The organism is Ruegeria sp. CG8 (assembly GCF_056537165.1).
This window is the reverse complement of sequence record NZ_JBQFRA010000001.1, coordinates 394592-419416: the sequence shown is the minus strand read 5'-3', so window position 1 is coordinate 419416 and position 24825 is coordinate 394592. Positions and strand designations below refer to the sequence as shown.

Genomic DNA, 24825 nt, shown 5'->3' with positions numbered 1-24825 from the left:
TCAGACCCGCGCGCCGTTGATTTCATCCCAGGCGCGGTTGATGTCGATCATCTTTTTCTCGGCAAGCCGAATTGCTTCTTCGGGAACACCACGGGCCATCATCGCATCGGGATGTGTGTCACGCACAAGCCTGCGCCAGATTTTTCGGATCTCGGGGAGCGGAGTGTCAGGGGCCACGCCCAGAACGGTGTAGGGATCCTTGGGCGCATCGGGAACGAAGCGCGCGCGCAGGGCTTTGAACTGTGCATCGGTCTGGCCGAAAATCCGCGCCACATCCTCCAGAAACTCGTTTTCGTTGGGGTGATAGAACCCGTCCGCCATGGCGATGTGAAACAGCCCCTCCATGAGGTCGCACAGGGTGGTGCTGTCTTCGGCGAACATGCGCGCGATCTTGCGTGCGTATTCCTGATACCCGGCCACATCCGTCCGGGCCATGTTGAACACGCGCGCCGCGCCGGCCTCTTCCTCCGGCGGAATACGAAACACCTCGCGAAACGCGGTCACCTCGTCGCGGGTCACCTGCCCATCCGCCTTGGCCATCTTTGCGCCCAAGGCGATGACAGCAATCGCGAAGGCCACCGAGCGTTCGGGCGGCGTGCGTAGCTTTTCGAAAACGGCCGTCAGGCTTTCACCTTTGGCAAGCGCGCTCAGCGCCTCGGATATGCGGGACCAGATCGACATGGGCGCACACTAGCGCGCCGAGTACGGACTGTCAGGTGCGACCATTCATTCCGGGGCCAGAATTTTCTGCATCAGCACAAGATCCAGCCAACGCCCCCATTTACGACCAACTTCCGGCATTCGGCCGACAGTCTCGAAACCGACCGCCGCATGAAAGGAAATCGCGCCCGGGTTCTCGGCCGAGATTCCAGCGACCAGAACATGCACGCCTTGCGATCGCGCCACCTCCTCCAAGGTTCGGATCAGCGCGCGACCCGCGCCCCGCCCCCGACCTTCAGGAGCCAGCAGGATGGTGTGTTCCCGGCTGTGCGCATATCCGGGACCCGAGCGAAAACTGCCATAAGTCGCAAATCCCACGACACGGCCGTCAAGTTCGGCAACTTGGAACGCCAGCCCTCGCTCGTCGATATCCCGCGCGATTTCTTCGGGGCTTCGCTCGGTCGTGGTAAACGTGATCAGCGTCTCGCGGATGATCGAATTGGTGATCTCCGCAATTTCAGCCGCATCCCGGGGCAGAGCCGGGCGAATGATCATTCCAGTACCCGCGGTCCGTGCGGCGTTTCAAATTCAGCCCGCAGAGCCGCAGGCCCGGAATCAAAATCTACCCTGTCGAGCGGGCCGAGCAATTGCGCCAAATCCAGCGCGTCCGGGTGAAAGACCACCAGCCGCCGCAGGTGGCAGCCACTGGCCCGCAGCATGCCAGCCGGATGCAAGTCACCTTGCCATTGAATTAAGGCGGGAAACAGGTTGTCGAACGGCAAACGCCCCGATCCCGGCACCGCCATCCTCCACCGCAAGGCACCACGATCAAGTTCATGGATATCGCCTATGTCGATTGAGAATCCATCGACACAGGCCTGCAGATCCGAAACCTGGCAGACCCAGTTGCTGAGCCTCGGCGGCCCCGAGAAACGATCAAGATCAAACCAACGTGGCCGCCCAGGATCGGCAGCGTCCGGGTCAATCGCGATCGCTTCAAGATACAGGCCCTCGTCCAGCCCAAGAAGCTTGTTGTAGGTGCCGAATTTTCCATGTGTGCCGCCGGGCACCATCGGAATACCCAAGGCCTGCTCTACATGCGCGACCGCCTCGTCCAAGGTCGACGCGGCCACCGCCAAATGATCAAGCTCCATAATTGCGCCTCCAGCGTCTAAAACCGACCTCATGCCATCGGATACCATGAAAATTCCGATCGGGCACTTCATCTGACACCAAACATCCCCGCGGGCGATGCCCGAGGCCGCAGGCATCGCGCACAAGGGGGCAGAAAGCCCCCCAAAGTCACAGCTCAGGCGCGCGCCTCGCGGATCAGGCGCAGAATGTCCTGCGCCGCCTCGGGAATGTTGGTCCCCGGCCCGAAGATCGCCTTGACCCCGTGATCATACAGGAACTGATAATCCTGCTGGGGGATGACACCACCGCAGATAACGATGATGTCCTCGGCGCCAGCCTTCTTCAGTTCTTCCACCAATTGCGGCGCCAGTGTCTTGTGACCTGCCGCCTGGCTGGAAATGCCAACCACATGCACGTCATTGTCGATCGCGTCCTGCGCGGCCTCGGCCGGGGTCTGGAACAGCGGACCGACGTCCACGTCGAAACCGATATCGGCGAACGCGGTGGCGATCACCTTGGCCCCGCGGTCGTGACCGTCCTGGCCCATCTTGACCACCAGAAGACGCGGGCGGCGGCCCTCTTCCTCGGCAAATTCCTCGATCGATTTCTGGATGGCGGCAAAGCCCTCGTCACCTTCGTAAGCTGCGCCATAGACACCAGCCAGCGTTTTCACTTCGGCCCGATGACGGCCGAATTCCTTTTCCATTGCCATGCTGATCTCTCCTACGGTTGCGCGGGCACGCGCGGCCTCGACGGCGGCTTCCAGCAAGTTGCCCCCCTCTTTCGCGCGCCGGGTCAGTTCGTCCAACGCAGCCTGACAGGCGGCCTCGTCCCGGGTCGCGCGGATGCGTTCCAGCCGGGCGATCTGCGCCTCGCGGACGGCCTGGTTGTCGACCTCGAGGATCTCGATCGGGTCTTCCTTTTCCTTGCGGTACTTGTTGACGCCGACGATTACTTCTTCGCCACGGTCGATCATGGCCTGACGGCGCGCGGCGCTTTCCTCGATCCGCAGCTTGGGCATGCCGCCGGCAACCGCCTTGGTCATGCCGCCCATCTCCTCGACCTCTTCCATCAGGGCCCAGGCTTTTTCGACCAGTTCATTGGTCAGGCTTTCCACATAGTAGGAGCCAGCCAACGGATCGACCACATCGGTAACGCCGGTTTCTTCCTGCAACACCAACTGTGTATTCCGCGCAATTCGGGCCGAGAAATCGGTAGGCAGAGCAATCGCTTCGTCGAGCGCGTTGGTATGCAGCGACTGCGTGCCCCCCAACACCGCGCTCATCGCCTCATATGCGGTGCGGATCACGTTGTTGTACGGGTCCTGCTCCTGCAGCGAAACGCCCGAGGTCTGGCAGTGGGTGCGCAGCATCTTCGAGCGGTCCGACTTGGCCCCGAATTCGGTCATCACCCGGTGCCACAGCGTACGCGCGGCGCGCAATTTGGCGATCTCCATGAAAAAGTTCATGCCGATGGCAAAGAAGAACGACAGACGGCCAGCGAACTTGTCCACGTCCATTCCCGCTTCGATGGCTGCGCGCACATATTCGCGCCCGTCGGCCAGGGTATAGGCCAGTTCCTGCACCAGGTTCGCCCCGGCCTCCTGCATGTGGTAGCCCGAGATCGAGATCGAATTGAACTTGGGCATCTCGTTCGAGGTGTACTCGATGATGTCCGAGATGATCCGCATCGAGGGCTCGGGCGGGTAGATATAGGTGTTGCGGACCATGAACTCTTTCAGAATGTCGTTCTGAATGGTGCCCGCCAGAACCGACTTGTCATGGCCCTGCTCTTCGCCGGTGACGATGAAATTGGCGAGGATCGGAATCACTGCGCCGTTCATCGTCATCGAGACCGAGACCTGATCCAGCGGAATGCCGTCGAACAGGATCTTCATGTCCTCGACACTGTCGATCGCCACCCCGGCCTTGCCCACATCGCCCACCACGCGCGGGTGGTCGCTGTCATAGCCGCGGTGCGTGGCCAGATCGAAGGCGACCGAAACGCCCTGCTGACCGGCCGCGAGGTTGCGGCGGTAGAAGGCATTCGATTCTTCGGCCGTGGAAAAACCTGCATATTGGCGGATGGTCCACGGGCGGCCCGCATACATGGTTGCCTTCACTCCGCGTGTGAACGGCCCGAAGCCGGGCAGCGACCCGATATGCGGCAGGTTCTCTATGTCGTCCTGCGTGTAAAGCGGCTTGACCTCGATCCCCTCCAGCGTCGTCTTGGTGAGGTCTTCGACAGGGCGCCCACGCAACTCTTTTTCGGCCAGGGCGCGCCAATCCTTCGTATCGGTCATAGCGTAATCCTCTTGTCTGTTCCCGTCGCGGGCCCGAATGGCGCGCCGAGGGGCTGGGTATGAATATGGAGGGGCCGACCCGGCGCACGGCAGGTTCGATCATTCAATTTTTTGATCGTCGCACGCATTTCGCCGGTCGCATTCGCGGCAACTGGGTCTATATTCAATGGAACAGGAGACCACATGACCCGCACGCTTGCCCTTGTTTTGTCAGCTTTTTTGCCTGTGGCTGCCATCGCCGCCGACGGTGCGGCCCCGGATGAAACCGCATATATCCGGCCAGCCGGAGACAGCGATCTGAACGAGTTTCTGTGGACACACCGCCCCATAGTGGTGTTTGCCGATACGCCAGCCGATCCCCGGTTCCAGCAGCAGATCGACATGTTGCTGGAGGGCGAAGACATGATGCGTGACCGGGATGTCATCGTGCTGACCGACACCGACCCTTCGGCGCGATCCCCGATCCGGACGCAACTGCGCCCGCGTGGGTTCGCGATGGTCTTCGTCGACAAGGACGGTGTGGTGAAGCTGCGCAAGCCCACGCCGTGGAGCGTGCGCGAGATCAGCCGGTCCATCGACAAGACCCCCCTGCGCGAACGCGAAGTCCGCGAGCGACGCGAGGGGCGCTGACGACCCAGACCCGCCCGGCGCAAGGGGTCTGCCACGCCCGCCTCATCCGCACCGACGGTGCAGATGGCGGCAAAACGGGCGAAACCCACATTTTCCGGGCAAGCGCACATGGGCGTTATTCGAACTCCATGATCACGTCATCGACGGCGAGGCTGTCGCCCGGACCGGCGTTGATCTTGGAGACCACACCCCGGCGCTCGGCGCGCAGGATGTTCTCCATCTTCATCGCCTCGACCGTGCACAGCGCCTGACCTTCCTGCACCTCTTGCCCGACCTCGACATCGATCTTCACGATCAGGCCCGGCATCGGGCACAGCAGCATCTTCGAGGTGTCTGGCGGCAGTTTCTCGGGCATCAGCTTGGCCAGTTCGGCTGCGCGCGGCCGGCGCACATGCACCTTCAGGTCGGCGCCCCGGTTGCGGATGCGGAAACCGCCCGAGATCTTGCCCACCTTCAGCACGAGCGGGCTGCCGTCCACGTCCAGAACCGCAAGCTGGTCGCCGGGCGTCCAGTCCGAACTGACGCGCAGGGCGGCGCCGTCCTCGAACTTGACCGTGGCACCGTCACGGTCCGCATTCACCTGCACGGCATATTCCTGCCCCTGCAGCGTGACCACCCAACGCTTGCCGACCTTGCGTTCGTGGTTGTCCATCCGGCCCGAAACGCGAGTGCGGCGGATCTCGGCCACCCGGTGCATCGCCGCGCACGAGGCCGCGATTCGGCGCAGGTCGCCTTCGGGCAGTTCGACACCGTTGAACCCATCGGGGTATTCTTCGGCGATGAAGGCGGTGGTCATGTCACCACTGACGAATTTGGGGTGATCCATCACCGCCGACAGGAACGGCAGGTTGTGGCCGATTCCTTCGACCTCGAAACTGTCCAGCGCCACGCGCATCGCCTCGATCGCCTGCTCGCGGGTCGGCGCCCAGGTGCACAGCTTGGCGATCATCGGGTCATAGTACATGCTGATCTCGCCGCCCTCATAGACGCCGGTATCGTTGCGCACGGCTGTCTCGCCACTGGGCGCATCGCCCTGCCATTTGCCGTTTTCCAGCAGCGGCCCCGCGGCCACCTCCTGCGGCGGACGATAGCGGGTCAGCCGCCCGATCGAGGGCAGGAAGTTGCGATAAGGATCCTCGGCATACAGCCGGTTCTCGATCGCCCAGCCGGTCAGCTTGACGTCATCCTGGGTGATCGACAGCGGCTCGCCTGCAGCGACGCGGATCATCTGTTCGACCAGATCGACACCGGTAATCAGCTCGGTCACCGGGTGTTCCACCTGCAGGCGGGTGTTCATTTCCAGGAAGTAGAAATTCTTGTCGCCATCCACGATGAATTCCACCGTGCCCGCGCTGGCGTACCCCACGGCCTTGGCCAGCGCCACGGCCTGCTCGCCCATCGCGCGGCGGGTCGCCTCGTCCAGGAAGGGCGACGGGGCCTCTTCGACCACTTTCTGGTTGCGGCGCTGGATCGAGCATTCCCGCTCGCCCAGATAGATGCCGTTGCCATGCGTGTCGCACAGAACCTGAATCTCGATGTGGCGCGGTTGCGTCACGAATTTCTCGATGAAGATCCGGTCATCGCCGAAGGAATTCGCCGCCTCGTTCTTCGAGCTTTGAAAACCCTCGCGCGCCTCTTCGTCGTTCCAGGCGATGCGCATACCCTTGCCGCCGCCGCCAGCGCTGGCCTTGATCATCACCGGATAGCCGATCTGCTGGCTGATCTTCACCGCCTCGTCCGCATCCTCGATCAGGCCCATGTATCCGGGAACGGTGCTGACGTCGGCCTCCTGCGCGATCTTCTTCGAGGTGATCTTGTCGCCCATGGCCTCGATCGCCCCTTTCGGGGGTCCCACGAACACGACGCCTTCGGCCTCGAGCGCTTCGGCGAATTTCGCGTTTTCCGACAAGAAGCCATAGCCCGGATGCACCGCCTGCGCGCCCGTCTGGCGGATGGCGTCCATCACCTTGTCGATCACGATGTAGGACTGGTTCGCCGGCGGGGGGCCGATGTGAACCGCCTCGTCGGCCATTTCCACATGCAACGCGTGCTTGTCGGCATCCGAGTAGATGGCGACAGTGCCGATTCCCATTTTCCGAGCGGTCTTAATGACCCGACAGGCAATCTCGCCTCGGTTGGCGATCAGGATCTTGTTGAACATGGAACGTCCTCTGTCTTTGTGTTCTGGACAAACGAAAACGCCGCTGCCGGGCTGATGCCCCGCAACGGCGTTCCGTCAAATGATGGCCGGGACGGCGCGCGCCCCGGAAAACCGGTATCAGTTACAGTTGTTTTGCGTCTTGCAATACAGCACGTTGCCGGCCGCACCGACCGCAGCCCCAAGGATCGGGTCCGCGCTGAGAACCGCAGCCCCGACAGCCCCGACACCGCCGCCGAGCAGCGCCTGTTCCCCGGTTGAATCACCGCAGGCTGCCAACCCGCCGCAGGTTGCGAGCGCAAGGAAAACTCGTGAGATTCGCATGTATACTGCCCCTTTTGGTTTCTTGTCGAATTGAACAGCAAATGCCTGAATCGGGCTTTGTTATTCAATATCAAACGGGGTGAAACAGGGCTTTGCGCAGGTTTTTGCCGCCCTGGCTCCGCAGTTCGGGCAAAGAAAAGCGCGGGCAGGTCTGTGTTGGAAACACGGTCCTGCCCGCGGAAGGAAGGGGTACGGAATAGTAGGTGCATGTGCGGCGCAGGCAAAGTCGAGCCGCACGGCCCGTTCACCTTGCACAGCAAAAATGCGGCCGCCAACGGATCAATTGCAACGCCGGAAATTCCGGCTGGAAATTGCCCATTCCCAGAAACGGCGCGCAGGTTCGTGCCGAAAGAGCCCGGTTTGCAACGGGTTCCGGCACAGACTTCCGCCATCACTGGGCGCCGACTGGACCGCATATCCGGTCGCCGCCGGATCGCGCTCCAAGCAGATGAACCCATGATATTTGGCTGAAGGCTCATGCCGAACTATGCCTCCCCACCGAAGATATCGGGGAAGGATTGCCGCGCGGTCTCAAAGTCGATCTTCAGCAACGCATCATAGCTGGCCGGATCGAACGGATCCTCGGCAGGCACGACCTCGCGCCCAAACAGCCAGCTGAGGCGGCCAGCGTCCAGATTTCCGCGTTCAAACGGCTGATCTCCGAAATGCTCCCACAAAGCTTCGAGGAATGCCGTATCGGCACGCTTGTCCGCGGCTTTTCGGTCCCGATAGCGTTCACGACGGGTCAATGGCGTCACGCCCTTGGGGTTTGCCCGGCGGATCGTGAACTGGAAATCGGTTCCCGGCAGCCGTCCGGGGAAACCACGGTGCTTCAACATGCCGGCACCTCGTTCAAAAAACCGGTCCGCGACGGGCACCCGCGCAGGGATGAATGTGTCATGCGTATCTCCAAAGCCGCATCAGTTTCTCGGAATGCTCCGACGACATGAGATCGGGAAATCATGTTCAGAGTCCCTCCCAGATACATGCGGATTGCTCCAACCGGTAGGCTTCAAAATACTGCGTCGCATCCGGAGACGAGTTGCCGAATTCCACCGGGCGGTCGGACAGCGAGATCACGACCCGCGCCGGGCTGAGTTGATGGTGCGCGACATAAGGAATGGCCAGTGTCTGACACAGATGCTCCATGTCGGTCGCGGCCACGTCATAGCCGATACCGCCCACCTCATCGCCAATCTTGGGCGCGACAAATCGAAACCGCAGCCAGAGTTCGCCCGGGTTGGTATCGACCAGAACGTCCTCAAGTGTCACCGGCTGGCCGGATGGAACCGGCAACAGGTTTCCGTCCTGCGCGAAACCGGGCGATCCAAAACACATGAATGCCAGAACAAGAGCGCGACCCCGGACCCGCCACAGGCAGGCTCCTCCTTCCGGGGTCGCAGGCGCCAGGATCATCTCCTGCGCTGTTCCGTATCTGGTGGCTGGGATCATGAAACGGTTTTGTGTCAGCGGTCAATCAGGAACATTCGTGGATCGAACCGGGGCAAAGCGCCCCGGCGGATTACAGCGGAATGTTGTCGTGTTTCTTCCAAGGGTTCTTCAGCTGCTTGTTGCGCAGGCTGGCAAAGGCCCGCGACACACGGCGGCGCGTCGAGTGCGGCATGATCACCTCGTCGATGAAGCCGCGTTCGGCCGCGACAAACGGGTTGGCGAACCGATCCTCATAGTCCTGAGTGTGCTTCGCGATCTTATCCGGGTCTCCCAGATCGGCGCGGTGGATGATTTCGGTTGCACCCTTCGCGCCCATCACCGCGATTTCGGCGGTTGGCCAGGCATAGTTGAAATCACCGCGCAGGTGCTTTGACGCCATGACGTCATAGGCGCCGCCGTAAGCCTTGCGAGTGATCACGGTCACCTTGGGCACAGTCGCTTCGCCATAGGCAAACAACAGTTTGGCGCCATGTTTGATGACACCGCCATATTCCTGGCTGGTGCCGGGCAAAAAGCCGGGAACGTCCACCAGGGTCAGGATCGGAATCTCAAAACAGTCGCAGAACCGTACAAACCGTGCGGCCTTGCGGCTGCTGTCAATGTCCAGACACCCCGCCAGAACCATCGGCTGGTTGGCCACCACGCCGACGGTCTGCCCCTCAAGCCGGATGAAGCCGGTGATGATGTTTTTCGCGAAATCCTCCTGGATTTCATAGAAATCACCCTCATCGGCTACCTTGGTGATCAGTTCCTTCATGTCGTAGGGGGTGTTGGGGTTTTCCGGGACCAGCGTGTCCAGAGAAGTCTCGATCCGCCCCGGCTCGTCAAAGAACGGGCGCACGGGCGGCTTTTCCCGGTTGTTGAGCGGCAGGAAGTCGACCAGCCGCCGCACTTCGGCCAGCGCCTCGACATCGTTTTCGAAAGCGCCATCAGCCACACTGGACTTCTTGGTATGGGTCGACGCACCGCCCAGTTCCTCGGCGGTGACGACCTCGTTGGTGACCGTCTTCACCACGTCGGGGCCGGTCACGAACATGTACGACGTGTCCTTGACCATGAAGATGAAGTCGGTCATCGCCGGGCTGTAGACCGCGCCACCGGCACAGGGGCCCATGATCACCGAGATCTGCGGCACCACGCCCGAGGCCATGATGTTGCGCTGGAACACCTCGGCATAGCCCGCCAGCGAGGCGACACCTTCCTGGATTCGCGCCCCTCCCGAGTCGTTGATGCCGATTACAGGCGCGCCGTTCTGCATGGCCATATCCATGATCTTGCAGATCTTCTGCGCATGCGTTTCCGACAGAGAACCGCCAAACACCGTAAAGTCCTGGCTGAACACATAGACCATGCGGCCATTGATCGTACCCCAGCCGGTCACAACGCCATCCCCGGCAGGTTTTTGTTTTTCCATGCCGAAATCGGTGCAGCGATGGGTCACGAACATGTCGAACTCTTCAAAGCTGCCCTCATCGACCAGCAGCTCGATCCGCTCGCGCGCCGTCAGCTTGCCCCGCGCATGCTGCGCATCGATCCGTTTTTGCCCGCCACCCAGGCGCGCGTCCTCACGGCGGTTTTCAAGCTCGGCAAGGATGTCCTTCATCACGATTTTCCCCTGTCAAATTTGTGGCGACAATATAGATTGCTCCGCATCACCCAAAGGCCTTTTCGGCAAATTTGCAAAATTTTGGCAATTAGATTTCTGGGAATTGCAAATCAGTTAATGTTTGTGCATCGGCATGGCCTTTCCCGAATACCGGAACTATGAGTGAACCATGCAGTTCAGTTCCACGTCTACGCACCGCTCTCCGCCCAAGCTGCTAACGCTTGTCCTGCTGTCGGGATTGTCGGCGCTCAGCATGAACCTGTTCCTTCCCAGCCTGCCTTTCATGGCGGTGTATTTTGAGGCCGACTACAAGGTCATGCAGCTGTCGATTGCGTTGTATCTGCTGATCAACGCCGTTCTGCAGATCCTGATCGGTCCGATCGCCGACAAGGCCGGGCGGCGGCCGGTGCTGCTGTGGGGGCTGGTGTTGTTTCTGCTGGCAACGCTGGGGTGCATCTACGCCCCAAACGTCGAGACATTTCTTGCTTTCCGCATGGGGCAGGCCGTTATCGTCGTGGGGATCGTCCTCAGCCGCGCAGCGGTGCGCGACATGTATGATCAGGATCAGGCCGCATCCATGATCGGTTACGTCACCATGGGCATGGCCGTCGTGCCGATGATCGGACCGGCCATCGGGGGCATTCTGGAGGAAAGCTTTGGCTGGAAGGCCAATTTCTGGCTGCCTTTCGGACTGGCTGCCTTCGCGCTGGCTCTGACCTATCATGACTTCGGAGAAACCTCGGCCAAGAGCGGCAAAACCCTGATCCAACAGTTTCGGGAGTATCCCGAACTGCTGACCTCTCCGCGGTTCTGGGGGTATTCGCTGTCATCCGCGTTGTCGTCTGGCGCGTTCTTCGCCTATCTGGGCGGCGCGCCTTTCATCGGCACCGAGATCTTTGGCCTGACCGCCGCCGAAGTCGGAATCTATTTCGGCGCCCCGGCTGTCGGTTACTTCTTCGGGAACTTCATCAGCGGCCGGTACTCGGTGCGCTATGGCGTGAACCGGATGGTGCGCTGGGGCTGCTGGCTGAATGCAATCGGCGTCGCGCTGTCCGCGGTTCTGTTTCTGGCGGGTTGGGGCTCGGCGCTCAGCTTTTTCGGGTTCATGACATTCGTCGGCTTGGGCAACGGCATGTCGATCCCGAATGCAACCGCCGGATCGCTGTCCGTGCGACCACATCTGGCCGCGACCGCATCCGGGCTGAGCGGCGCGATCATGCTGGGCGGCGGCGCAGCTCTCAGCGCCCTGGCCGGTGCAATGCTGACCAATGAAACCGGCGCCATGCCGCTGTTGTGGTTGATGTTGGCCACATCGGTTCTGGCCATCGTCGCGATCAGCAGCGTGATCTGGCGGGAACGTCAACTCGGCATCTAGCCACCTTGCACCCGGGACTTTGCAAAGTTAGCCTGCGAAGGCGGAATAACTGCAAAGAAAACCGATGGCCACTCAGAAACTCTACGCAGGCGCAAAGCTGCGCGAAATGCGGACGCGTCTGACGCTGACGCAAAAGGAATTTGCGGCCAAGCTGGGTGTTTCCCTGCCCTATCTGAACCAGATGGAGAACAACAACCGGCCGATCTCGACCACGGTTGTTCTGGCGCTGGCGCAGGAATTCGGCATGGATGTTACCGAGCTGAGCACCGGCGACAGCGAGCGTCTGGTCTCGGACATGCGCGAGGCGTTGGCCGATCCTGTCTTCGCGGATGCCATCCCCCCTCTGGCGGACCTGCGGCTAACGGCGTCCAATGCCCCCGCATTGGCGCGGTCCTTCATCGAGCTGCACAAAGCTTACCGGCAGACCCATGAGAGACTCGCCTCGCTGGACGAGGCCCTCGGACGCGAGGACGCGCGTATTCAGGCCAGCCCGTGGGAAGAGGTGCGCGATTTCTTTCACTACTGCGACAACTACATCGACGCGGTCGATCGGGCCGCTGAGCGGTTCGCCGCCCGCGCCGAAGGACCGGGAGGCATTCGGCAGGCAGCACTGGACAGCCTGAAGGAACGCGGGGTTCAGGTGATGTTCGAAGACATTCCGGCCCTGCGCAGCTATGACAACGCTACAAAAACTTTGCGCCTGTCCTCGCGCGCTGCGCCGCAGACCCAGGTCTTTCAACTGCTGCTGCAGGTCGCACTGATCAGCCAGGACAAACTGCTCGAGGCCACGCTGGACTTTGCCAAGTTTCAAAGCGACGAAGCCCGGGCGATCGCCAAGATCGGCCTCGCAAACTATTTCGCCGGTGCGTCGCTGATGCCCTACACCGCCTTTCTGTCAGCGGCGCAGGAAGACAGGCACGATCTTGAACTGCTGAGCAACCGGTTCGGCGCTTCGATCGAGCAGGTTGCCCACCGCTTGTCCACCCTTCAGCGACCAGGCGCCAAGGGCATCCCGTTCTTCTTTGTGCGGGTCGATCAGGCGGGCACGATCACCAAACGCCATTCGGCCACACGGCTGCAATTTGCGCGGTTCGGCGGGGCCTGCCCGCTTTGGAACGTGCACCGGGCCTTTGAAACGCCTGGTCATTTCCTGCTGCAATTGGCGGAAACACCCGACGGGGTTCGGTATATCTCGATCGCGCGGGACGTGTCGAAATCGGGCGGGTCCTTCGGTGCGCCAGTGCGCCGTTATGCCATCGCCCTCGGGTGTGAGGTCCGGCACGCCGAAGCACTGGTCTATGCCGACAATCTGGATATCAACAACACCAGCGCCTACGAGCCGATCGGGATTTCCTGCCGCATCTGCGAACGCCAGACCTGCCACCAACGGTCCGTCCCACCGCTGGAGCGCCGACTGAAGATCGACGCCCACACGCGCGGCACGCTGCCCTACGAAGTCACCTGAGCCCAAAAAACGGAAAAGGGCAGGATCAGTTCCCGCCCCTTTTCGTTCACGCTTTGCTCAGGATCGACCAGATCTGATCCTTGAGCGCGGCTCGCTTTTTCCGCAGTTCGCCCTCGGCCAGGTCTTCCATCGGCTCAACATTGGTTTCCGCCCGATGCACCATACGGTTGAGTTCGTGGTATTCGTCTGCAAGCCGGGCGAAATGGGCATCGGTCTGCTTGAGCTGGCTCATCAGTTCAACCTTGTCCGGGAATTCCTCGGCCAGTTCATGCGGGGTATGGGACATTCCTGCTCGCTCCTTGAGTTTGGTTTCGCACTACAGCTAGACCCTAATACCAAAGCTGACTTTGACTCGGATCAATTGGAAGGGGAATGTTTCCCTCGCGGTCGCATCCCCCCTACCGACAATGCATTCAACGCTGCGCCTCGGCCCATTTGGGGTGGATCCACGGCCGGTCATTGGACCGGGGTAGCGGGTCTTTGCCCAGCAAATGATCCGACATCTTTTCGCCCACCATGATCGACGGCGCGTTCAGGTTGCCGTTGGTGATCTGCGGGAACACCGAGCTGTCCGCCACACGCAACCCATCCACCCCGATGACACGGCCCTGCGGGTCGACGACCGCGTTTGGGTCGTCCGCCCGCCCCATGCGGCAGGTGCCGCAGGGGTGATAGGCGCTCTCGGCATGTTCGGCGATGAAAGCGTTCAGTTCTTCGTCGGTCTGCACGTCCGCACCGGGCTGGATCTCTTTGCCCGCATAGGGTTTGAACGCGTCTTGGCCGAAAATCTCGCGGGTCAGGCGGATGCAGGTGCGGAAATCCTCCCAGTCCTGCTCGGTGCTCATGTAGTTGAAGTGGATCACCGGCGCGTCCTCGGGCTTGGCCGAGCGCAGCGTCACCGCCCCGCGCGAGGGTGAACGCATCGGCCCGACATGCGCCTGGAAGCCATGCCCCTCGGCTGCGGCCTTGCCGTCATAACGCACGGCGATGGGCAGGAAGTGGTACTGGATATCCGGGTACTCGACCCCCGGCTTCGACCGGATGAACGCCGCGCTTTCAAACTGGTTCGACGCGCCAAGGCCGGTCTTGGTGAACAGCCACTGCGCCCCGATCAGGCCCTTGCCGAACAGGTTCCAGTATTTGTACAGCGTGATCGGCTGCAGCGAGGCCTGCTGGATATACAGTTCCAGGTGATCCTGCAGGTTCGCGCCCACGCCGGGCCGGTCGGCGACAACATTGATGCCGTGCTCGGCCAGGTGCGCGGCCGCTCCGATCCCCGACAGCATCAGCAGCTTGGGCGAGTTGATCGACGAGGCCGCCAGCACCACCTCGCGCCGGGCGCGCACGATCTGCGTGCGGCCACCCCGGATCAGTTCGACCCCTGTTGCGCGGCCATCCTCGATCACCACGCGCGTGGCGAGGCCCCGGACGATGTCACAGTTCGGCCGTTTCAGCGCAGGCTTCAGATAGGCATTGGCCGCCGACCAGCGCCGCCCTTTCCAGACGGTCTGCTCCATCGGGCCGAAGCCCTCCTGTTTCTCGCCGTTGTAGTCGTCGGTCAGCTCGTAGCCCGCCTGCCGCCCGGCCTCGACGAAGGCCTTGAACAGTGGGTTCTTGCGCGGCCCTCGCGACACATGCAGCGGGCCGTCGGTTCCGCGCCATTTCGGGTCACCGCCATGGCCGCCGTCGTGCCAGCTTTCCATCCGTTTGAAATAGGGCAGAACATCCGCGAAGGACCACCCATCCGCGCCCATATCGGCCCAGGTGTCAAAGTCGCGCGCATGGCCGCGCACATAGACCATCCCGTTGATCGAGGACGACCCCCCGATCACCTTGCCGCGCGGGCAGGCCAGCCGCCGGTTGTTCAGGTGGGGTTCGGGCTCGGACTGATAGCCCCAGTCATAGATCGGCATGTTCATCGGATAGCTCAGCGCCGCCGGCATCTGGATGAACGGCCCGGCATCGGTGCCGCCATGCTCGATCACCAATACCGAGGCCCCTGCCTCGCTCAGACGATAGGCCATCGCGCATCCGGCGGATCCGGCGCCGACGATGACGAAATCTGCTTCCATGGTCGTATCTCCATTGGTCCCGACCGGTGGCGCGGGATGTCCCGTGCGTTGCCACCGGTGGGCGTAACTTCAAAATGCGAAAGAGGTCATTCGCCGCGCGGGAAGCGCTGACTTTCCTCGAGATTGTCCAGATTCATGTGGTTGCGCATGTAGCGCTCGGACGCTTGCTGCAGCGGCTGATAATCCCACGGGTAATAGCCGCCCTGCCGCAGCGCCTCGTACACGACCCAGCGCCGCGCCTGGCTGGCGCGCACCTCGGCGTCGAACCGGTCCAGATCCCAGCGCGCCTCGGACTTGGCGCGCAGGGTTTGCAGCGTACCGGCGTGTTCGGGCTTGCCGGCCAGGTTCACCAACTCGTGCGGGTCGGCCTCGAGGTCGAACAGCTGATCGGGGTCCAGCGCGCAGCGGTTGTATTTCCACTTGCCATAGCGCATCGACACCAGCGGGGCATAAGACGCCTCGGCCGCGTATTCCATCAGAACCGGCGCCGCGCGCTCGGTGCCGTTGGCCAGCGGCACCAGGCTTTCGCCATCCGTCCACGGAGCGATCTCCGCCATGTCCACCCCCGCCAGTTCACCCAGCGTCGGGGTCACGTCTATCGTTGAAACCGGGGTGTCGATGCGGCCCGTCGGCAGGCCCGGCGCCGAGATCATCAGCGGCACCCGGGCCGAGCCTTCGTAGAAGTTCATCTTGAACCAAAGGCCCCGCTCGCCCAGCATGTCGCCGTGGTCCGAGACGAAGAGGATGATCGCCTCCTGCCGGGTGGACTCCAGCACTTCGAGGATCTCGCCGATCTTGTCGTCCAGATAGGTGATGTTGGCGAAATAGGCCCGGCGCGAGCGGCGGATGTCTTGTTCGGTGATGTCGAAACTGCGCCAGTCATTGGCGTCGAAGATGCGCTGGGAATGCGGATCCTGGTTGTCATAGCCCAGATCGGGAACCTGCGGCAGCAGGTGCTCGCAATCCTCGTACAGGTCCCAGTATCTGCGCCGCGCCACATAGGGGTCATGCGGGTGGGTGAAGCTGACGGTCACGCACCACGGGCGGTCATCCTTGCCGCGGGCCAGATCATAGAGCTTGGCCTTGGCGTGATAGGCGACCTCGTCGTCATACTCCATCTGGTTGGTGATCTCGGCCACGCCGGCCCCGGTGACCGAACCCATGTTATGATACCACCAGTCGATGCGCTCGCCCGGTTTGCGGTAATCCGGGGTCCAGCCGAAATCGGCCGGATAGATGTCGGTGGTCAGGCGGTCCTCGAACCCGTGCAGCTGGTCGGGGCCGACGAAATGCATCTTGCCCGACAGGCAGGTGTAATAGCCCGCGCGGCGCAGGTGATGGGCATAGGTGGGGATGTCGCTGCGGAACTCGGCCGCGTTGTCATAGACCCCCGTGCGCGAAGGCAACTGGCCCGACATGAAGCTGGCCCGCCCAGGCGCACACAGCGGCGAGGCCGTATAGGCATTGGCAAACCGCGTTGACCGCGCCGCCAGTTTCTTGAGGTTGGGCGCGTGCAGCCACTCGGCGGGACCGTCGGGAAAGAGGGTACCGTTGAGCTGATCCACCATCAGGATCAGAAGGTTGGGTCGTGTCATTTTTCGGCCTCGAGCAAGGTCGTCAGGACGCGCATGGCGTGGGAAACCGCCAGTTGCGGTTCCTCGGGCGCGGACAAAGCGGCGCGGATGTACAGACCGTCGATCAGGGCGATCATGTTCTCGGCCGCTTCGACCGGGTCCTTCATCAGCGGTCGCAAGGCGTGGATCAGGTTCGACCGGATCCGCGCCTGATAGATCTGCCACAGGCGCAGCGCGTCATCATTGGTCTGGGCCAGAACGTAAAAGGTCATCCACGCGGCGATCACGTCGGGCGTAAAGCATGACGGCGCGAAACAGGCGCGGATAATGGCCTGGGCGCGCTGGTCCGGGGCCGCGGCTTTCAGTTCGGTTCGGGCTTCGGCGCCGAAATCGCCAAGGATGCGCCGCATCGCCGCCAGAAAGATCTGGTCTTTCCCCCCGAAGTAATGGTGCGCGAGGGCGCTGGACATGCCGGCGCGTTTGGCGATCTGACTGACGGTTACATCCAGAGACTTCTTGGACCCCAACTCGGCAATCGTCGCCCTGACGATCGCATCGCGCCGGATCGGCTCCATTCCGAGTTTTGGCATAACCGCCCCCAAACCTAGTCTCAACAGAACAAACGCTAAGGGCTTTTTATTGACTCGTCAATCAATAACGTTGCCCTTGGGGGCTCCGAGGCTTTTACAGCTTGGGGGCAAGGCTTGGAGGGGTCAAGCCACTGCGGTTCAGGACGGCCTCGCGCCAGGTTATGAAACTGACCGCTGCGAGGATCAGCGTCCCCCCGGCCACGACCCAGATATCGATGCCCTCTTGAAACACGAGCGCACCCAGAAGCGTGGCCCAGATCAGCTGCAGGAAGGTGACCGGCTGAGTCACCGCGACAGGTGCAGCCTGCAAAGCCAAGGTCATGAAATAGTGCCCCGCCGTTGCAAAACTGGCGATCATGAACAGCACGCCGATGTCGCGCAGGCTGGGCGGAGTCCAGACGGCGATCGCAAAAGGGATAAGAAACAACGTCGTCCAGATCGACAGATGCGCCACAACGACCGAAGGCCGCACGTCCTGCACCATCGCTTTGGCCAGCAGGTACGACCCCCCCAACATCAGCGAGGTGCCCAGCATCGCCAGATGCCCGGCGGAAATCTCGCGGAACCCGGGCCGTAGAATGATCACAGCGCCCACGATGGCGACAAGCACGGCCGCGATACGGCGAAAAGCCATCGTCTCGCCCAGAAAAAGCGCGGCGCCCAAGGTCACATAGACCGGCGTCAGGTAGTTCATCGCAGTCACTTCCGCCAGCGGGATACGGGTCATCGCAAAGAACCACAACATGACCCCGACCGCATGTATGGCCCCACGCAGTCCAAACAAGGCGATATGCCGGCGGGTCAGATGCGTGGTCAGGATCGCCCGCATGGCTGGCAGCAGAAAGACCAGCCCCAAAGCATAACGCAGGAACGCAGCCTCAATCGGATCCATCGAGGTACCCAGAGATTTGACCAAGGCTGTCATCGCCACAAAAGACAGCCCAGCGCTGAACATCCAGAACATTCCGGCAAGCGGGCGGGATTGGGTGGCGATCGTTGTCATGGGTCCGGTTGAACACGGAAACCCGGCGACGAACAAGCCTCTACATTGCGACCAGCTTCCAGGCGATCGCCAACATGACGATACCGATCAGCACATCCAGCACCTGCCATGCCCTGGGCCGGGCGAAAATGGGAGACAGCACCCTGGACCCATATCCCAGAGAGAAGAAGAAAACGAAACTGGCGAACATGGCGCCGATGGCGAAACCCATCCGGTCTTCATACTGCGCCGAAATCGAACCGATCAGCACCACCGTGTCCAAATAGACATGCGGATTGAGCCAGGTGAAGGCCAGAACGGTCAGCAAGGCCGCGCGCAGGCTTGTACGCTTCGCCTCTCCGACCTCAAGCGCGGCGCCGCCGCGCCAGGCTGACGCCAGACTGCGCAGTCCGTACCACGTCAAGAACAGCGCGCCGCCGTATCGCATCATCGGCTCGAACCACGGCGCCGCAGTTGCCAGGCTGCCGAAACCCGCGACACCTGCGGCGATCAGAATGGCGTCCGACACGGCGCATGTCAGGCACAACACAAAAACATGCTCGCGCCGGAGCCCCTGCCTGAGGACAAACGCATTCTGAGCGCCGATTGCCAGGATCAAACTGAAGCCAAGCGCAAAGCCGGCGATGACGGATGTAGACATGGACCCTCCTGTTCAGGTCTGTTGACTACGCGACAGATACGCATGTATCAAATTAAAGATAATGAGCCATAATTAGTTTTTCTAATGCACTTGGACCCACATCACCTGGCCGCGTTGGCCGCTATTCTGCGGCATGGCAGCTTTGACGCCGCCGCCGCTGAACTGGCGGTAACGCCATCTGCGATTTCGCAACGGATCAAGGCGCTGGAGGATCGGGTCGGCGTATCGTTGATTCACCGCGGCACACCCTGCACCGGAACCCCGGCTGGCTTGCGGCTTGCCCGCCATGCCGAAGACATCGGCCTGCTTGAAGCGCAACTCAATCGCGAGCTTTCGCTGGAACAGGGCACAGGCCCCACCCGAGTCAGGATCGCGGTTCCGGCGGATGTTCTTTCCACCTGGTTCATAGACGCGATGGCAGCCGTTGATGATATGCTGTTTGACCTTGTGATCGACGATCAGGATCACTCGGCTGAATGGCTGCGGCGCGGGGATGTCAGCGCCGCCATCTCGGTGGGCGGGCAAACCGTCCCGGGATGCGATTCCATTGCCCTCGGCACGCTCAGATACCTGCCGACGGCAAGCCCCGAGTTCATGGCTCGTTGGTTCTCTGGCGGAGTGAATGCTCAGAGCCTGTCGCAGGCACCCTGCCTGACCTTCAACAGGAAGGATGCCCTGCAAAAGGCCTGGATACATGCGCAAACGGGTAGCCGGCTGTCTCCGCCGACCCACTTTCTGCCCTCGTCTCACGGGTTCGTAGCCGCTGCTGCCGCAGGTTTGGGTTGGGGGATGAACCCCGCGCATCTGGTCCAAAGCGCGATCGCGGATGGCCGTCTGCGCGAGCTTGTGCCCAACACCCCGTTGGATGTGCCTCTGACCTGGCAGGTCGGGCGTATCCTTGCACCGGCGCTTTCACCGTTGACGCGAGCGGTCCGGAAAGTTGCGGCGCAAGTGCTGGCAAACCCGTAACACCACGCTGTGATCGATGGCTCAGGTGGCGCGTTCCGCATCCTTCCGCTGCGGCGTGACCAGACGATAGCATGCGATTGCCGACCAGAAGCTGCACAGGGTGAGGAAAGCGACCGCCAGTGCGACCTCGTTCATATGCGCAACCGCCGCCAACCCGGCCGACCCGACAATCGCCACGAGTCTGCAAATGCTCTTGATCGCGGCCGACGCCTTGACCCGCTGTTCCTTGGGCGCGGTGTCGATGAAATACAGCTTGCGCGCACTGCCGATGCCGGTTGTCGCGACGGTCGCCACGAACAGGGCGATCGCGTGCAGGTGAACGTCGTGGTCAAGGTGCAAACAGTGAACCGCAACCAGAACGACGCCCGTCACCCCCACCATCAACGACCCGGCCACCATGACCGCCCGGTGTGACTTCATGTTCACGAGCTGCCACAGGGGCGCGGCGACCAGATAGCCGGTCGCCGACGAAATGATCAACGCCGTCAGTCCCTTGGCCGATCCATGATGCGCCTCGGCTGCGATCAATGCAAAGAACGGCACCGACAGAGAAACCCCGACCAGCGGCAACCGCATGGTCAGATACCGTCGGAACCAGGGGAATTCGAACATGGCCCGAGCGTCCGACAGGAACTGCCCCGCCGCTCGACGACCGGTTTGCGCCTGGGGTTGCGACCGCGACAGTTCCGCAAGGGCAAGAATGGACAATCCGGACAGCACAAAGAACCCGGCAGACACCGCGATCACGGTCGAGTGACGCGAGAATGGCGGGTTGTCCGAAGTCAGATGATGCAGCGTCAGTGTCAGCCCGATGGCCCCAAGCCCCCCTGCCCCCAGTTGAAGATAGCTCATCCAGATCCGGGATTTCGAGCGCAGGTGATCCCCCCAAAGGTCAGTGAACATCAGCGCCTGGACCTCTTCGATCATGCCGATTGCAAAGAAGGCTAGGACGAAAGCCGCAGCCACCATGGGCGAGCCCCCGATCGCCGCAACCACGATGGCTGCCAGAAGGCACGCACCAATCGCGACCTCGGTCAGGGCAATGGAACGTTTCTTCTGCTGCTTCGCGGACACAGGGACCGCAAAGAACATGTCCGAAATCATGTTGCCTGCCTGACGCACGGAAACCAGCGCCCCGGCAAGAAACATGGGCATCTCCAATGAGACCGCCAGAAACGGCAATACGATCGAAGGGCTGCCCATCGTCCACGCCACCTGGGACAGCACGCTTTGACTTGCCAGAACCGGTACATTTCGCCGCTCCAATTCCGTGGATTTGCCTGTCATGTCCTGTCGTGCCGGCCCCGACCTGTCTGTCGCAAGGTCTCTGCCAGTTCCTTTCTGCGCGGTTCAACCCTAAGGGTATGCGCAGGACCCACATGCGCCAAGGACCAACTGCGACGCAGGCAAAAAAAGAAACCCGGCCGTGTTCGGCCGGGCTCCAAAAACAACCGAGTGCGACGCTTAGAGTTGCGCCATCACCTCGTCGGTGGCCTCGAAATTGGTGGTCACGCGCTGAACGTCGTCATCGTCTTCTAGCGCCTCGACCAGCTTCATCAGGCGCTGCATGTCCTCAAGGCCCAGTTCGGTGGTGGTCGTGGGTTTCCACACCAGCTTGGTAGATTCAGATTCACCCAGAGCCGCCTCGAGCGCACTGGACACTTCGTTCAGGTCGGTATCCGCACACCAGATGATATGACCGTCTTCCGAGCTTTCCACATCCTCGGCCCCAGCCTCGATGGCCGCCTCGAAGATCGTGTCGGCATCGCCCGCCGATGCGGGATAAATCACTTCGCCCTTCCGGTCGAACATGAACCCGACCGAGCCGGTCTCGCCCAGGTTTCCGCCATTCTTGGAAAAGGTCGAACGCACGTTCGACGCAGTGCGGTTGCGGTTGTCGGTCATCGCCTCGACGATCACGGCCACACCGTTGGGACCGTAGCCTTCGTACCGGATTTCTTCGTAATCCTCACCGTCGCCCGCCTGGGATTTCTTGATCGCGCGTTCGATCACGTCCTTCGGCACCGAGTTCGACTTGGCCTCTTTGACCGCCAGACGCAAGCGCGGGTTCTTGTCGGGATCGGGGTCACCCATCTTGGCGGCCACGGTGATCTCTTTCGACAGCTTGGAAAACAGCTTGGACCGCGCGGCGTCCTGGCGCCCCTTGCGGTGCTGGATGTTGGCCCATTTTGAGTGGCCTGCCATGTTGCGTCCTCGTAATCGTGATTGCGTATTCGGCGCACATATAGACTTTTGCGGGGCAAAGGATCAAGACACCCGCTTGCTCGTGCAGTCAGCGCGTTTATGGTGGCCCAATGACGACAGATCAGATCATTCTCTTTGCACTCTTTATTACGGTATTCGGTCTGCTGCTTTGGGGGCGGTTCCGCTATGACCTTGTGGCGTTTGCCGCCTTGATGGTCGGCGTGATCCTGGGCGTTGTTCCGGTTGACAAAGCCTTTGCAGGGTTCGGCCATCCGGCCACGATCATCGTGGCGCTGGTGCTTGTGGTCTCGGCCGGGTTGGTGCGGTCGGGTGCGGTGTTCCTGATCACCCGCACGCTGGTCGATGCCTCGCGGGGTCTGGGTGCGCATATCGCGCTGATGGGCGGGATCGGAGCGGTTCTGTCCGCCTTCATGAACAACGTGGCGGCGCTTGCGCTGCTGATGCCTGTCGACATTCAGACCGCGCGCAAGGCGGGGCGTTCAGTTGGGCTGACGCTGATGCCGCTGAGCTTTGCCACCATTCTGGGCGGCATGGCCACGTTGATCGGCACACCGCCCAACATCATCATCGCGTCGATCCGACAGGAAACCCTGGGCGAGCCGTTCCACATGTTCGATTTCGCCCCGGTTGGCGGGCTGGCGGCCATCGCAGGTCTGGCCTTCGTCGCCCTGATCGGCTGGCGACTGATCCCCAACCGCGGCGAACAGACCGAGAGTTCGGAAACGCTGGCGGAATATATCGCTGAACTGACAATCCCGGCTGAGTCTCCCCATATCGGCAAGCGCGTCGCCGAGCTGGACGAGGTCGCCGAGAAATCCGACGTCGCCATCATCGGCCTGATCCGGGACGGCAAGCGCCGCTATGGCCGCGCAGCAAACGCGATCCTTCAGGAAGGCGACGCGCTGGTGCTGGAAGCCAGCCCCGAGGCGCTGGACGAGTTCCGTGCCGCGCTGAACCTGGATTTCTCGGATGCCCGCCGGCAAGAGCTGCTGACCGCGGCCGGCGACGGGTTGGAGGTGATCGAAGTCGTCGTACCCGAAAGCGCCCGCATCAATGGCCGAACGGCACAGGGGCTGGGGCTGGCCTGGCGGCAGAACACGATCCTGATGGGCATTTCCCGCCAGGGCCGGCGCATCACCCAACAGGTCCGCAAGACCGAGGTACAGCCGGGCGACATCCTGCTGTTGCTGTGCCCGCGCGACCGGGGCGCGGACGTGACCGAGTGGCTCGGCTGCCTGCCTCTGGCCCAACGCGGCCTGAACGTGACCGCGAATGACAAAGCGTGGCTGGCCATCGGCCTGTTCGCCGCTGCCGTTCTGGCCGCCAGCATTGGGCTGATCTATCTGCCGATCGCGCTGGGGCTGGTGGTGATCGCTTATGTGCTGACCAAGATCATCCCGATCACCGAGATCTACAATCAGATCGAATGGCCGGTCGTGGTCCTGCTGGGCTCGATGATCCCGCTGGGCAGCGCGCTGGAAAGCTCGGGTGGGACGGAACTGATCGCGAACGCGCTGGTCCAACTGACCGACGGCCTGCCGGCATGGGCCATCCTGACGGTTCTGATGGTCGTGACCATGACGCTGTCGGACGTGCTGAACAACACAGCAACCGCCATCGTGGCCGCGCCGGTGGGCATCCAGATGGCGCGCACGCTCGAGGTTTCACCCGATCCGTTCCTGATGACGGTGGCGGTGGCCGCCTCGGCGGCGTTCCTCACCCCGATCGGGCACAAAAACAATACGCTGGTGCTGGGGCCCGGCGGCTATCGTTTTGGCGACTATTGGCGTATGGGCCTGCCGCTGGAAATTCTGATCGTGGCGGTTTCGGTCCCGGCGATCCTCGTGTTCTGGCCGCTGTGAGGGCTTGCGTGACTGCCGGACCGCGCGCTAAGGGCAGCGCATGAAACGCTTTCTGATCCTGCAGCTGCGCCCCGAGACCGATGCCTCGGACGCCGAATATGCCTCGATCCTGAACCGGTCCGGGCTGACACCCGAGCGTACCCACCGCATCCGTCTGGATTGCGAGGCCCTGCCCGAAGGTCTTGACGTGACCGACTATGCTGGCGTGATCGTGGGCGGCGGGCCGGGCTGCGTCAGCGACGACCCGGCCAGCAAATCTCAGATGGATGCCCGAATCGAGGGCGCGATCATGGGGCTGATGCCGCAGATCACGGCGCACGATCATCCTTTCATGGGCTGCTGCTATGGCCTGGGCATTCTGGCCGCGCATCTGGGCGCGCCGGTCAGCAAGGACCGCTATGGCGAGCCGGTCGGCCCGTCGCGCTGCCACCTGACCGAGGATGGCGCCCGCGACCCGCTAACCGCCGGGCTCGAGCCCGACTTCGATGCCTTCGTCGGTCACAAAGAGGCGGTGCAGGCCCTGCCCGCGGGCTGCGTGCATCTGGTCGCGTCAGACCCCTGCCCGTTCCAGATGATCCGCTGGGGCCAGAATGTCTATGCCACGCAGTTCCACCCCGAAGCCGACGCCAAGGACTTTGAGCAGCGCATCCACATCTACAAGGACCACGGCTATTTCCGTCCCGAGGACGCCCAGCCGCTGATCGAACGCTGCCACGCGGCCGAGGTCACGCAGCCCGGCGAAATCCTGCGCCGTTTCGCCCAGCGCTACGGGTGACCCAACGG

Annotated in this window: 23 protein-coding genes; 6 read left to right on the top strand and 17 right to left on the bottom strand. The window is 62.1% G+C overall.

What is annotated here, in order from left to right; translation table 11 throughout:
- The 4 genes from ACR0EF_RS02055 to scpA all read right to left on the bottom strand — a co-directional run bounded on the left by ACR0EF_RS02055 (window position 1) and on the right by scpA (window position 4135).
- Complete coding sequence (locus ACR0EF_RS02055; protein ID WP_170369461.1) at window positions 1–681, bottom strand: molecular chaperone DjiA; 681 nt, start codon at window positions 679–681, stop codon at window positions 1–3.
- A gap of 45 nt (window positions 682–726) precedes the next feature.
- Window positions 727–1215, bottom strand: coding sequence for a GNAT family N-acetyltransferase (locus ACR0EF_RS02050; protein WP_170369463.1), 489 nt, complete (start codon window positions 1213–1215; stop codon window positions 727–729).
- Complete coding sequence (locus tag ACR0EF_RS02045; RefSeq protein ID WP_170371957.1) at window positions 1212–1814, bottom strand: VOC family protein; 603 nt, start codon at window positions 1812–1814, stop codon at window positions 1212–1214. The genes ACR0EF_RS02050 and ACR0EF_RS02045 overlap by 4 nt, the downstream gene beginning before the upstream one ends.
- Before the next feature lie 155 nt (window positions 1815–1969).
- A complete protein-coding gene (gene scpA, locus ACR0EF_RS02040; protein ID WP_367646401.1) occupies window positions 1970–4135 on the bottom strand; it encodes a methylmalonyl-CoA mutase in 2166 nt (721 codons plus the stop codon).
- A gap of 144 nt (window positions 4136–4279) precedes the next feature.
- On the opposite strand from scpA, the gene ACR0EF_RS02035 reads away from it, so the two are divergent.
- Window positions 4280–4726, top strand: coding sequence for a DUF4174 domain-containing protein (locus ACR0EF_RS02035; protein ID WP_170371591.1), 447 nt, complete (start codon window positions 4280–4282; stop codon window positions 4724–4726).
- Between the two features lie 115 nt (window positions 4727–4841).
- Here the strand turns inward: ACR0EF_RS02035 and ACR0EF_RS02030 are convergent, their stop codons facing one another.
- The 5 genes from ACR0EF_RS02030 to ACR0EF_RS02010 all read right to left on the bottom strand — a co-directional run bounded on the left by ACR0EF_RS02030 (window position 4842) and on the right by ACR0EF_RS02010 (window position 10263).
- Window positions 4842–6887, bottom strand: a complete 2046-nt coding sequence (locus ACR0EF_RS02030; RefSeq protein WP_170340795.1) for an acetyl-CoA carboxylase biotin carboxylase subunit — start codon at window positions 6885–6887, stop codon at window positions 4842–4844.
- A 117-nt stretch (window positions 6888–7004) separates the two neighbouring features.
- Window positions 7005–7208, bottom strand: a complete 204-nt coding sequence (locus ACR0EF_RS02025) for a hypothetical protein (RefSeq protein WP_093964781.1) — start codon at window positions 7206–7208, stop codon at window positions 7005–7007.
- Window positions 7209–7693: 485 nt separating this feature from the next.
- Entirely contained in the window at window positions 7694–8047 is a 354-nt protein-coding gene (locus ACR0EF_RS02020) for a hypothetical protein (protein ID WP_170340793.1), read from the bottom strand.
- A gap of 127 nt (window positions 8048–8174) precedes the next feature.
- Entirely contained in the window at window positions 8175–8660 is a 486-nt protein-coding gene (locus ACR0EF_RS02015) for a DUF6497 family protein (protein ID WP_170364635.1), read from the bottom strand.
- A 70-nt stretch (window positions 8661–8730) separates the two neighbouring features.
- Entirely contained in the window at window positions 8731–10263 is a 1533-nt protein-coding gene (locus ACR0EF_RS02010) for an acyl-CoA carboxylase subunit beta (protein ID WP_170340194.1), read from the bottom strand.
- A gap of 172 nt (window positions 10264–10435) precedes the next feature.
- Here ACR0EF_RS02010 and ACR0EF_RS02005 point away from each other — a divergent pair, with 172 nt between their 5' ends.
- Both ACR0EF_RS02005 and ACR0EF_RS02000 read left to right on the top strand, forming a co-directional pair.
- Complete coding sequence (locus ACR0EF_RS02005) at window positions 10436–11641, top strand: multidrug effflux MFS transporter (RefSeq protein ID WP_170369477.1); 1206 nt, start codon at window positions 10436–10438, stop codon at window positions 11639–11641.
- Window positions 11642–11705: 64 nt separating this feature from the next.
- Entirely contained in the window at window positions 11706–13106 is a 1401-nt protein-coding gene (locus ACR0EF_RS02000; protein ID WP_170369479.1) for a helix-turn-helix domain-containing protein, read from the top strand.
- A gap of 46 nt (window positions 13107–13152) precedes the next feature.
- Here the strand turns inward: ACR0EF_RS02000 and ACR0EF_RS01995 are convergent, their stop codons facing one another.
- The 6 genes from ACR0EF_RS01995 to ACR0EF_RS01970 form a co-directional block, all read right to left on the bottom strand.
- Window positions 13153–13392 carry an HP1242/YdcH family protein gene (locus ACR0EF_RS01995; RefSeq protein WP_093964776.1) on the bottom strand — a complete coding sequence of 80 codons (240 nt, stop codon included), beginning with the start codon at window positions 13390–13392 and terminating at the stop codon, window positions 13153–13155.
- A gap of 127 nt (window positions 13393–13519) precedes the next feature.
- Window positions 13520–15178, bottom strand: coding sequence for a choline dehydrogenase (betA, locus tag ACR0EF_RS01990; RefSeq protein WP_170371593.1), 1659 nt, complete (start codon window positions 15176–15178; stop codon window positions 13520–13522).
- A gap of 86 nt (window positions 15179–15264) precedes the next feature.
- Window positions 15265–16773: a choline-sulfatase gene (betC, locus tag ACR0EF_RS01985; RefSeq protein ID WP_170371595.1), complete on the bottom strand. Its 1509-nt coding sequence runs from the start codon at window positions 16771–16773 to the stop codon at window positions 15265–15267.
- Window positions 16770–17342: a choline-binding transcriptional repressor BetI gene (gene betI / locus ACR0EF_RS01980; protein WP_170369485.1), complete on the bottom strand. Its 573-nt coding sequence runs from the start codon at window positions 17340–17342 to the stop codon at window positions 16770–16772. Before betI ends, betC begins: the two co-directional genes overlap by 4 nt.
- Before the next feature lie 94 nt (window positions 17343–17436).
- Window positions 17437–18345: a DMT family transporter gene (locus ACR0EF_RS01975; RefSeq protein WP_170357230.1), complete on the bottom strand. Its 909-nt coding sequence runs from the start codon at window positions 18343–18345 to the stop codon at window positions 17437–17439.
- A gap of 40 nt (window positions 18346–18385) precedes the next feature.
- Window positions 18386–18985: a LysE/ArgO family amino acid transporter gene (locus ACR0EF_RS01970; protein WP_170369487.1), complete on the bottom strand. Its 600-nt coding sequence runs from the start codon at window positions 18983–18985 to the stop codon at window positions 18386–18388.
- An 84-nt stretch (window positions 18986–19069) separates the two neighbouring features.
- Between ACR0EF_RS01970 and ACR0EF_RS01965 the strand changes: the two genes are divergently transcribed.
- On the top strand, window positions 19070–19954 hold the full coding sequence (locus ACR0EF_RS01965; RefSeq protein WP_170371596.1) for a LysR family transcriptional regulator ArgP: 885 nt from the start codon (window positions 19070–19072) through the stop codon (window positions 19952–19954).
- Between the two features lie 21 nt (window positions 19955–19975).
- On the opposite strand, the gene ACR0EF_RS01960 is transcribed toward ACR0EF_RS01965, so the two are convergent.
- The gene (locus ACR0EF_RS01960) at window positions 19976–21241 is read right to left on the bottom strand and encodes a permease (protein WP_170371598.1); all 1266 of its coding nucleotides are present in this window, start codon (window positions 21239–21241) and stop codon (window positions 19976–19978) included.
- Between the two features lie 177 nt (window positions 21242–21418).
- On the bottom strand, window positions 21419–22159 hold the full coding sequence (locus ACR0EF_RS01955) for a YebC/PmpR family DNA-binding transcriptional regulator (RefSeq protein WP_170340180.1): 741 nt from the start codon (window positions 22157–22159) through the stop codon (window positions 21419–21421).
- Between the two features lie 110 nt (window positions 22160–22269).
- On the opposite strand from ACR0EF_RS01955, the gene ACR0EF_RS01950 reads away from it, so the two are divergent.
- Both ACR0EF_RS01950 and ACR0EF_RS01945 read left to right on the top strand, forming a co-directional pair.
- On the top strand, window positions 22270–24042 hold the full coding sequence (locus ACR0EF_RS01950) for an SLC13 family permease (protein ID WP_170365637.1): 1773 nt from the start codon (window positions 22270–22272) through the stop codon (window positions 24040–24042).
- A 40-nt stretch (window positions 24043–24082) separates the two neighbouring features.
- The gene (locus ACR0EF_RS01945) at window positions 24083–24817 is read left to right on the top strand and encodes a glutamine amidotransferase (RefSeq protein ID WP_170371600.1); all 735 of its coding nucleotides are present in this window, start codon (window positions 24083–24085) and stop codon (window positions 24815–24817) included.
- Window positions 24818–24825 lie beyond the last annotated feature (8 nt).

Coding starts and splice junctions, on each gene's coding strand:
- ACR0EF_RS02055 (WP_170369461.1), bottom strand. CDS start 681: ATGTCGATCTGGTCCCGCATATCCGAGGCGCTGAGCGCGCTTGCCAAA.
- ACR0EF_RS02050 (WP_170369463.1), bottom strand. CDS start 1,215: ATGATCATTCGCCCGGCTCTGCCCCGGGATGCGGCTGAAATTGCGGAG.
- ACR0EF_RS02045 (WP_170371957.1), bottom strand. CDS start 1,814: ATGGAGCTTGATCATTTGGCGGTGGCCGCGTCGACCTTGGACGAGGCG.
- ACR0EF_RS02035 (WP_170371591.1), top strand. CDS start 4,280: ATGACCCGCACGCTTGCCCTTGTTTTGTCAGCTTTTTTGCCTGTGGCT.
- ACR0EF_RS02030 (WP_170340795.1), bottom strand. CDS start 6,887: ATGTTCAACAAGATCCTGATCGCCAACCGAGGCGAGATTGCCTGTCGG.
- ACR0EF_RS02025 (WP_093964781.1), bottom strand. CDS start 7,208: ATGCGAATCTCACGAGTTTTCCTTGCGCTCGCAACCTGCGGCGGGTTG.
- ACR0EF_RS02020 (WP_170340793.1), bottom strand. CDS start 8,047: ATGTTGAAGCACCGTGGTTTCCCCGGACGGCTGCCGGGAACCGATTTC.
- ACR0EF_RS02015 (WP_170364635.1), bottom strand. CDS start 8,660: ATGATCCCAGCCACCAGATACGGAACAGCGCAGGAGATGATCCTGGCG.
- ACR0EF_RS02010 (WP_170340194.1), bottom strand. CDS start 10,263: ATGAAGGACATCCTTGCCGAGCTTGAAAACCGCCGTGAGGACGCGCGC.
- ACR0EF_RS02005 (WP_170369477.1), top strand. CDS start 10,436: ATGCAGTTCAGTTCCACGTCTACGCACCGCTCTCCGCCCAAGCTGCTA.
- ACR0EF_RS02000 (WP_170369479.1), top strand. CDS start 11,706: ATGGCCACTCAGAAACTCTACGCAGGCGCAAAGCTGCGCGAAATGCGG.
- ACR0EF_RS01995 (WP_093964776.1), bottom strand. CDS start 13,392: ATGTCCCATACCCCGCATGAACTGGCCGAGGAATTCCCGGACAAGGTT.
- betA (WP_170371593.1), bottom strand. CDS start 15,178: ATGGAAGCAGATTTCGTCATCGTCGGCGCCGGATCCGCCGGATGCGCG.
- betC (WP_170371595.1), bottom strand. CDS start 16,773: ATGACACGACCCAACCTTCTGATCCTGATGGTGGATCAGCTCAACGGT.
- betI (WP_170369485.1), bottom strand. CDS start 17,342: ATGCCAAAACTCGGAATGGAGCCGATCCGGCGCGATGCGATCGTCAGG.
- ACR0EF_RS01975 (WP_170357230.1), bottom strand. CDS start 18,345: ATGACAACGATCGCCACCCAATCCCGCCCGCTTGCCGGAATGTTCTGG.
- ACR0EF_RS01970 (WP_170369487.1), bottom strand. CDS start 18,985: ATGTCTACATCCGTCATCGCCGGCTTTGCGCTTGGCTTCAGTTTGATC.
- ACR0EF_RS01965 (WP_170371596.1), top strand. CDS start 19,070: ATGCACTTGGACCCACATCACCTGGCCGCGTTGGCCGCTATTCTGCGG.
- ACR0EF_RS01960 (WP_170371598.1), bottom strand. CDS start 21,241: ATGACAGGCAAATCCACGGAATTGGAGCGGCGAAATGTACCGGTTCTG.
- ACR0EF_RS01955 (WP_170340180.1), bottom strand. CDS start 22,159: ATGGCAGGCCACTCAAAATGGGCCAACATCCAGCACCGCAAGGGGCGC.
- ACR0EF_RS01950 (WP_170365637.1), top strand. CDS start 22,270: ATGACGACAGATCAGATCATTCTCTTTGCACTCTTTATTACGGTATTC.
- ACR0EF_RS01945 (WP_170371600.1), top strand. CDS start 24,083: ATGAAACGCTTTCTGATCCTGCAGCTGCGCCCCGAGACCGATGCCTCG.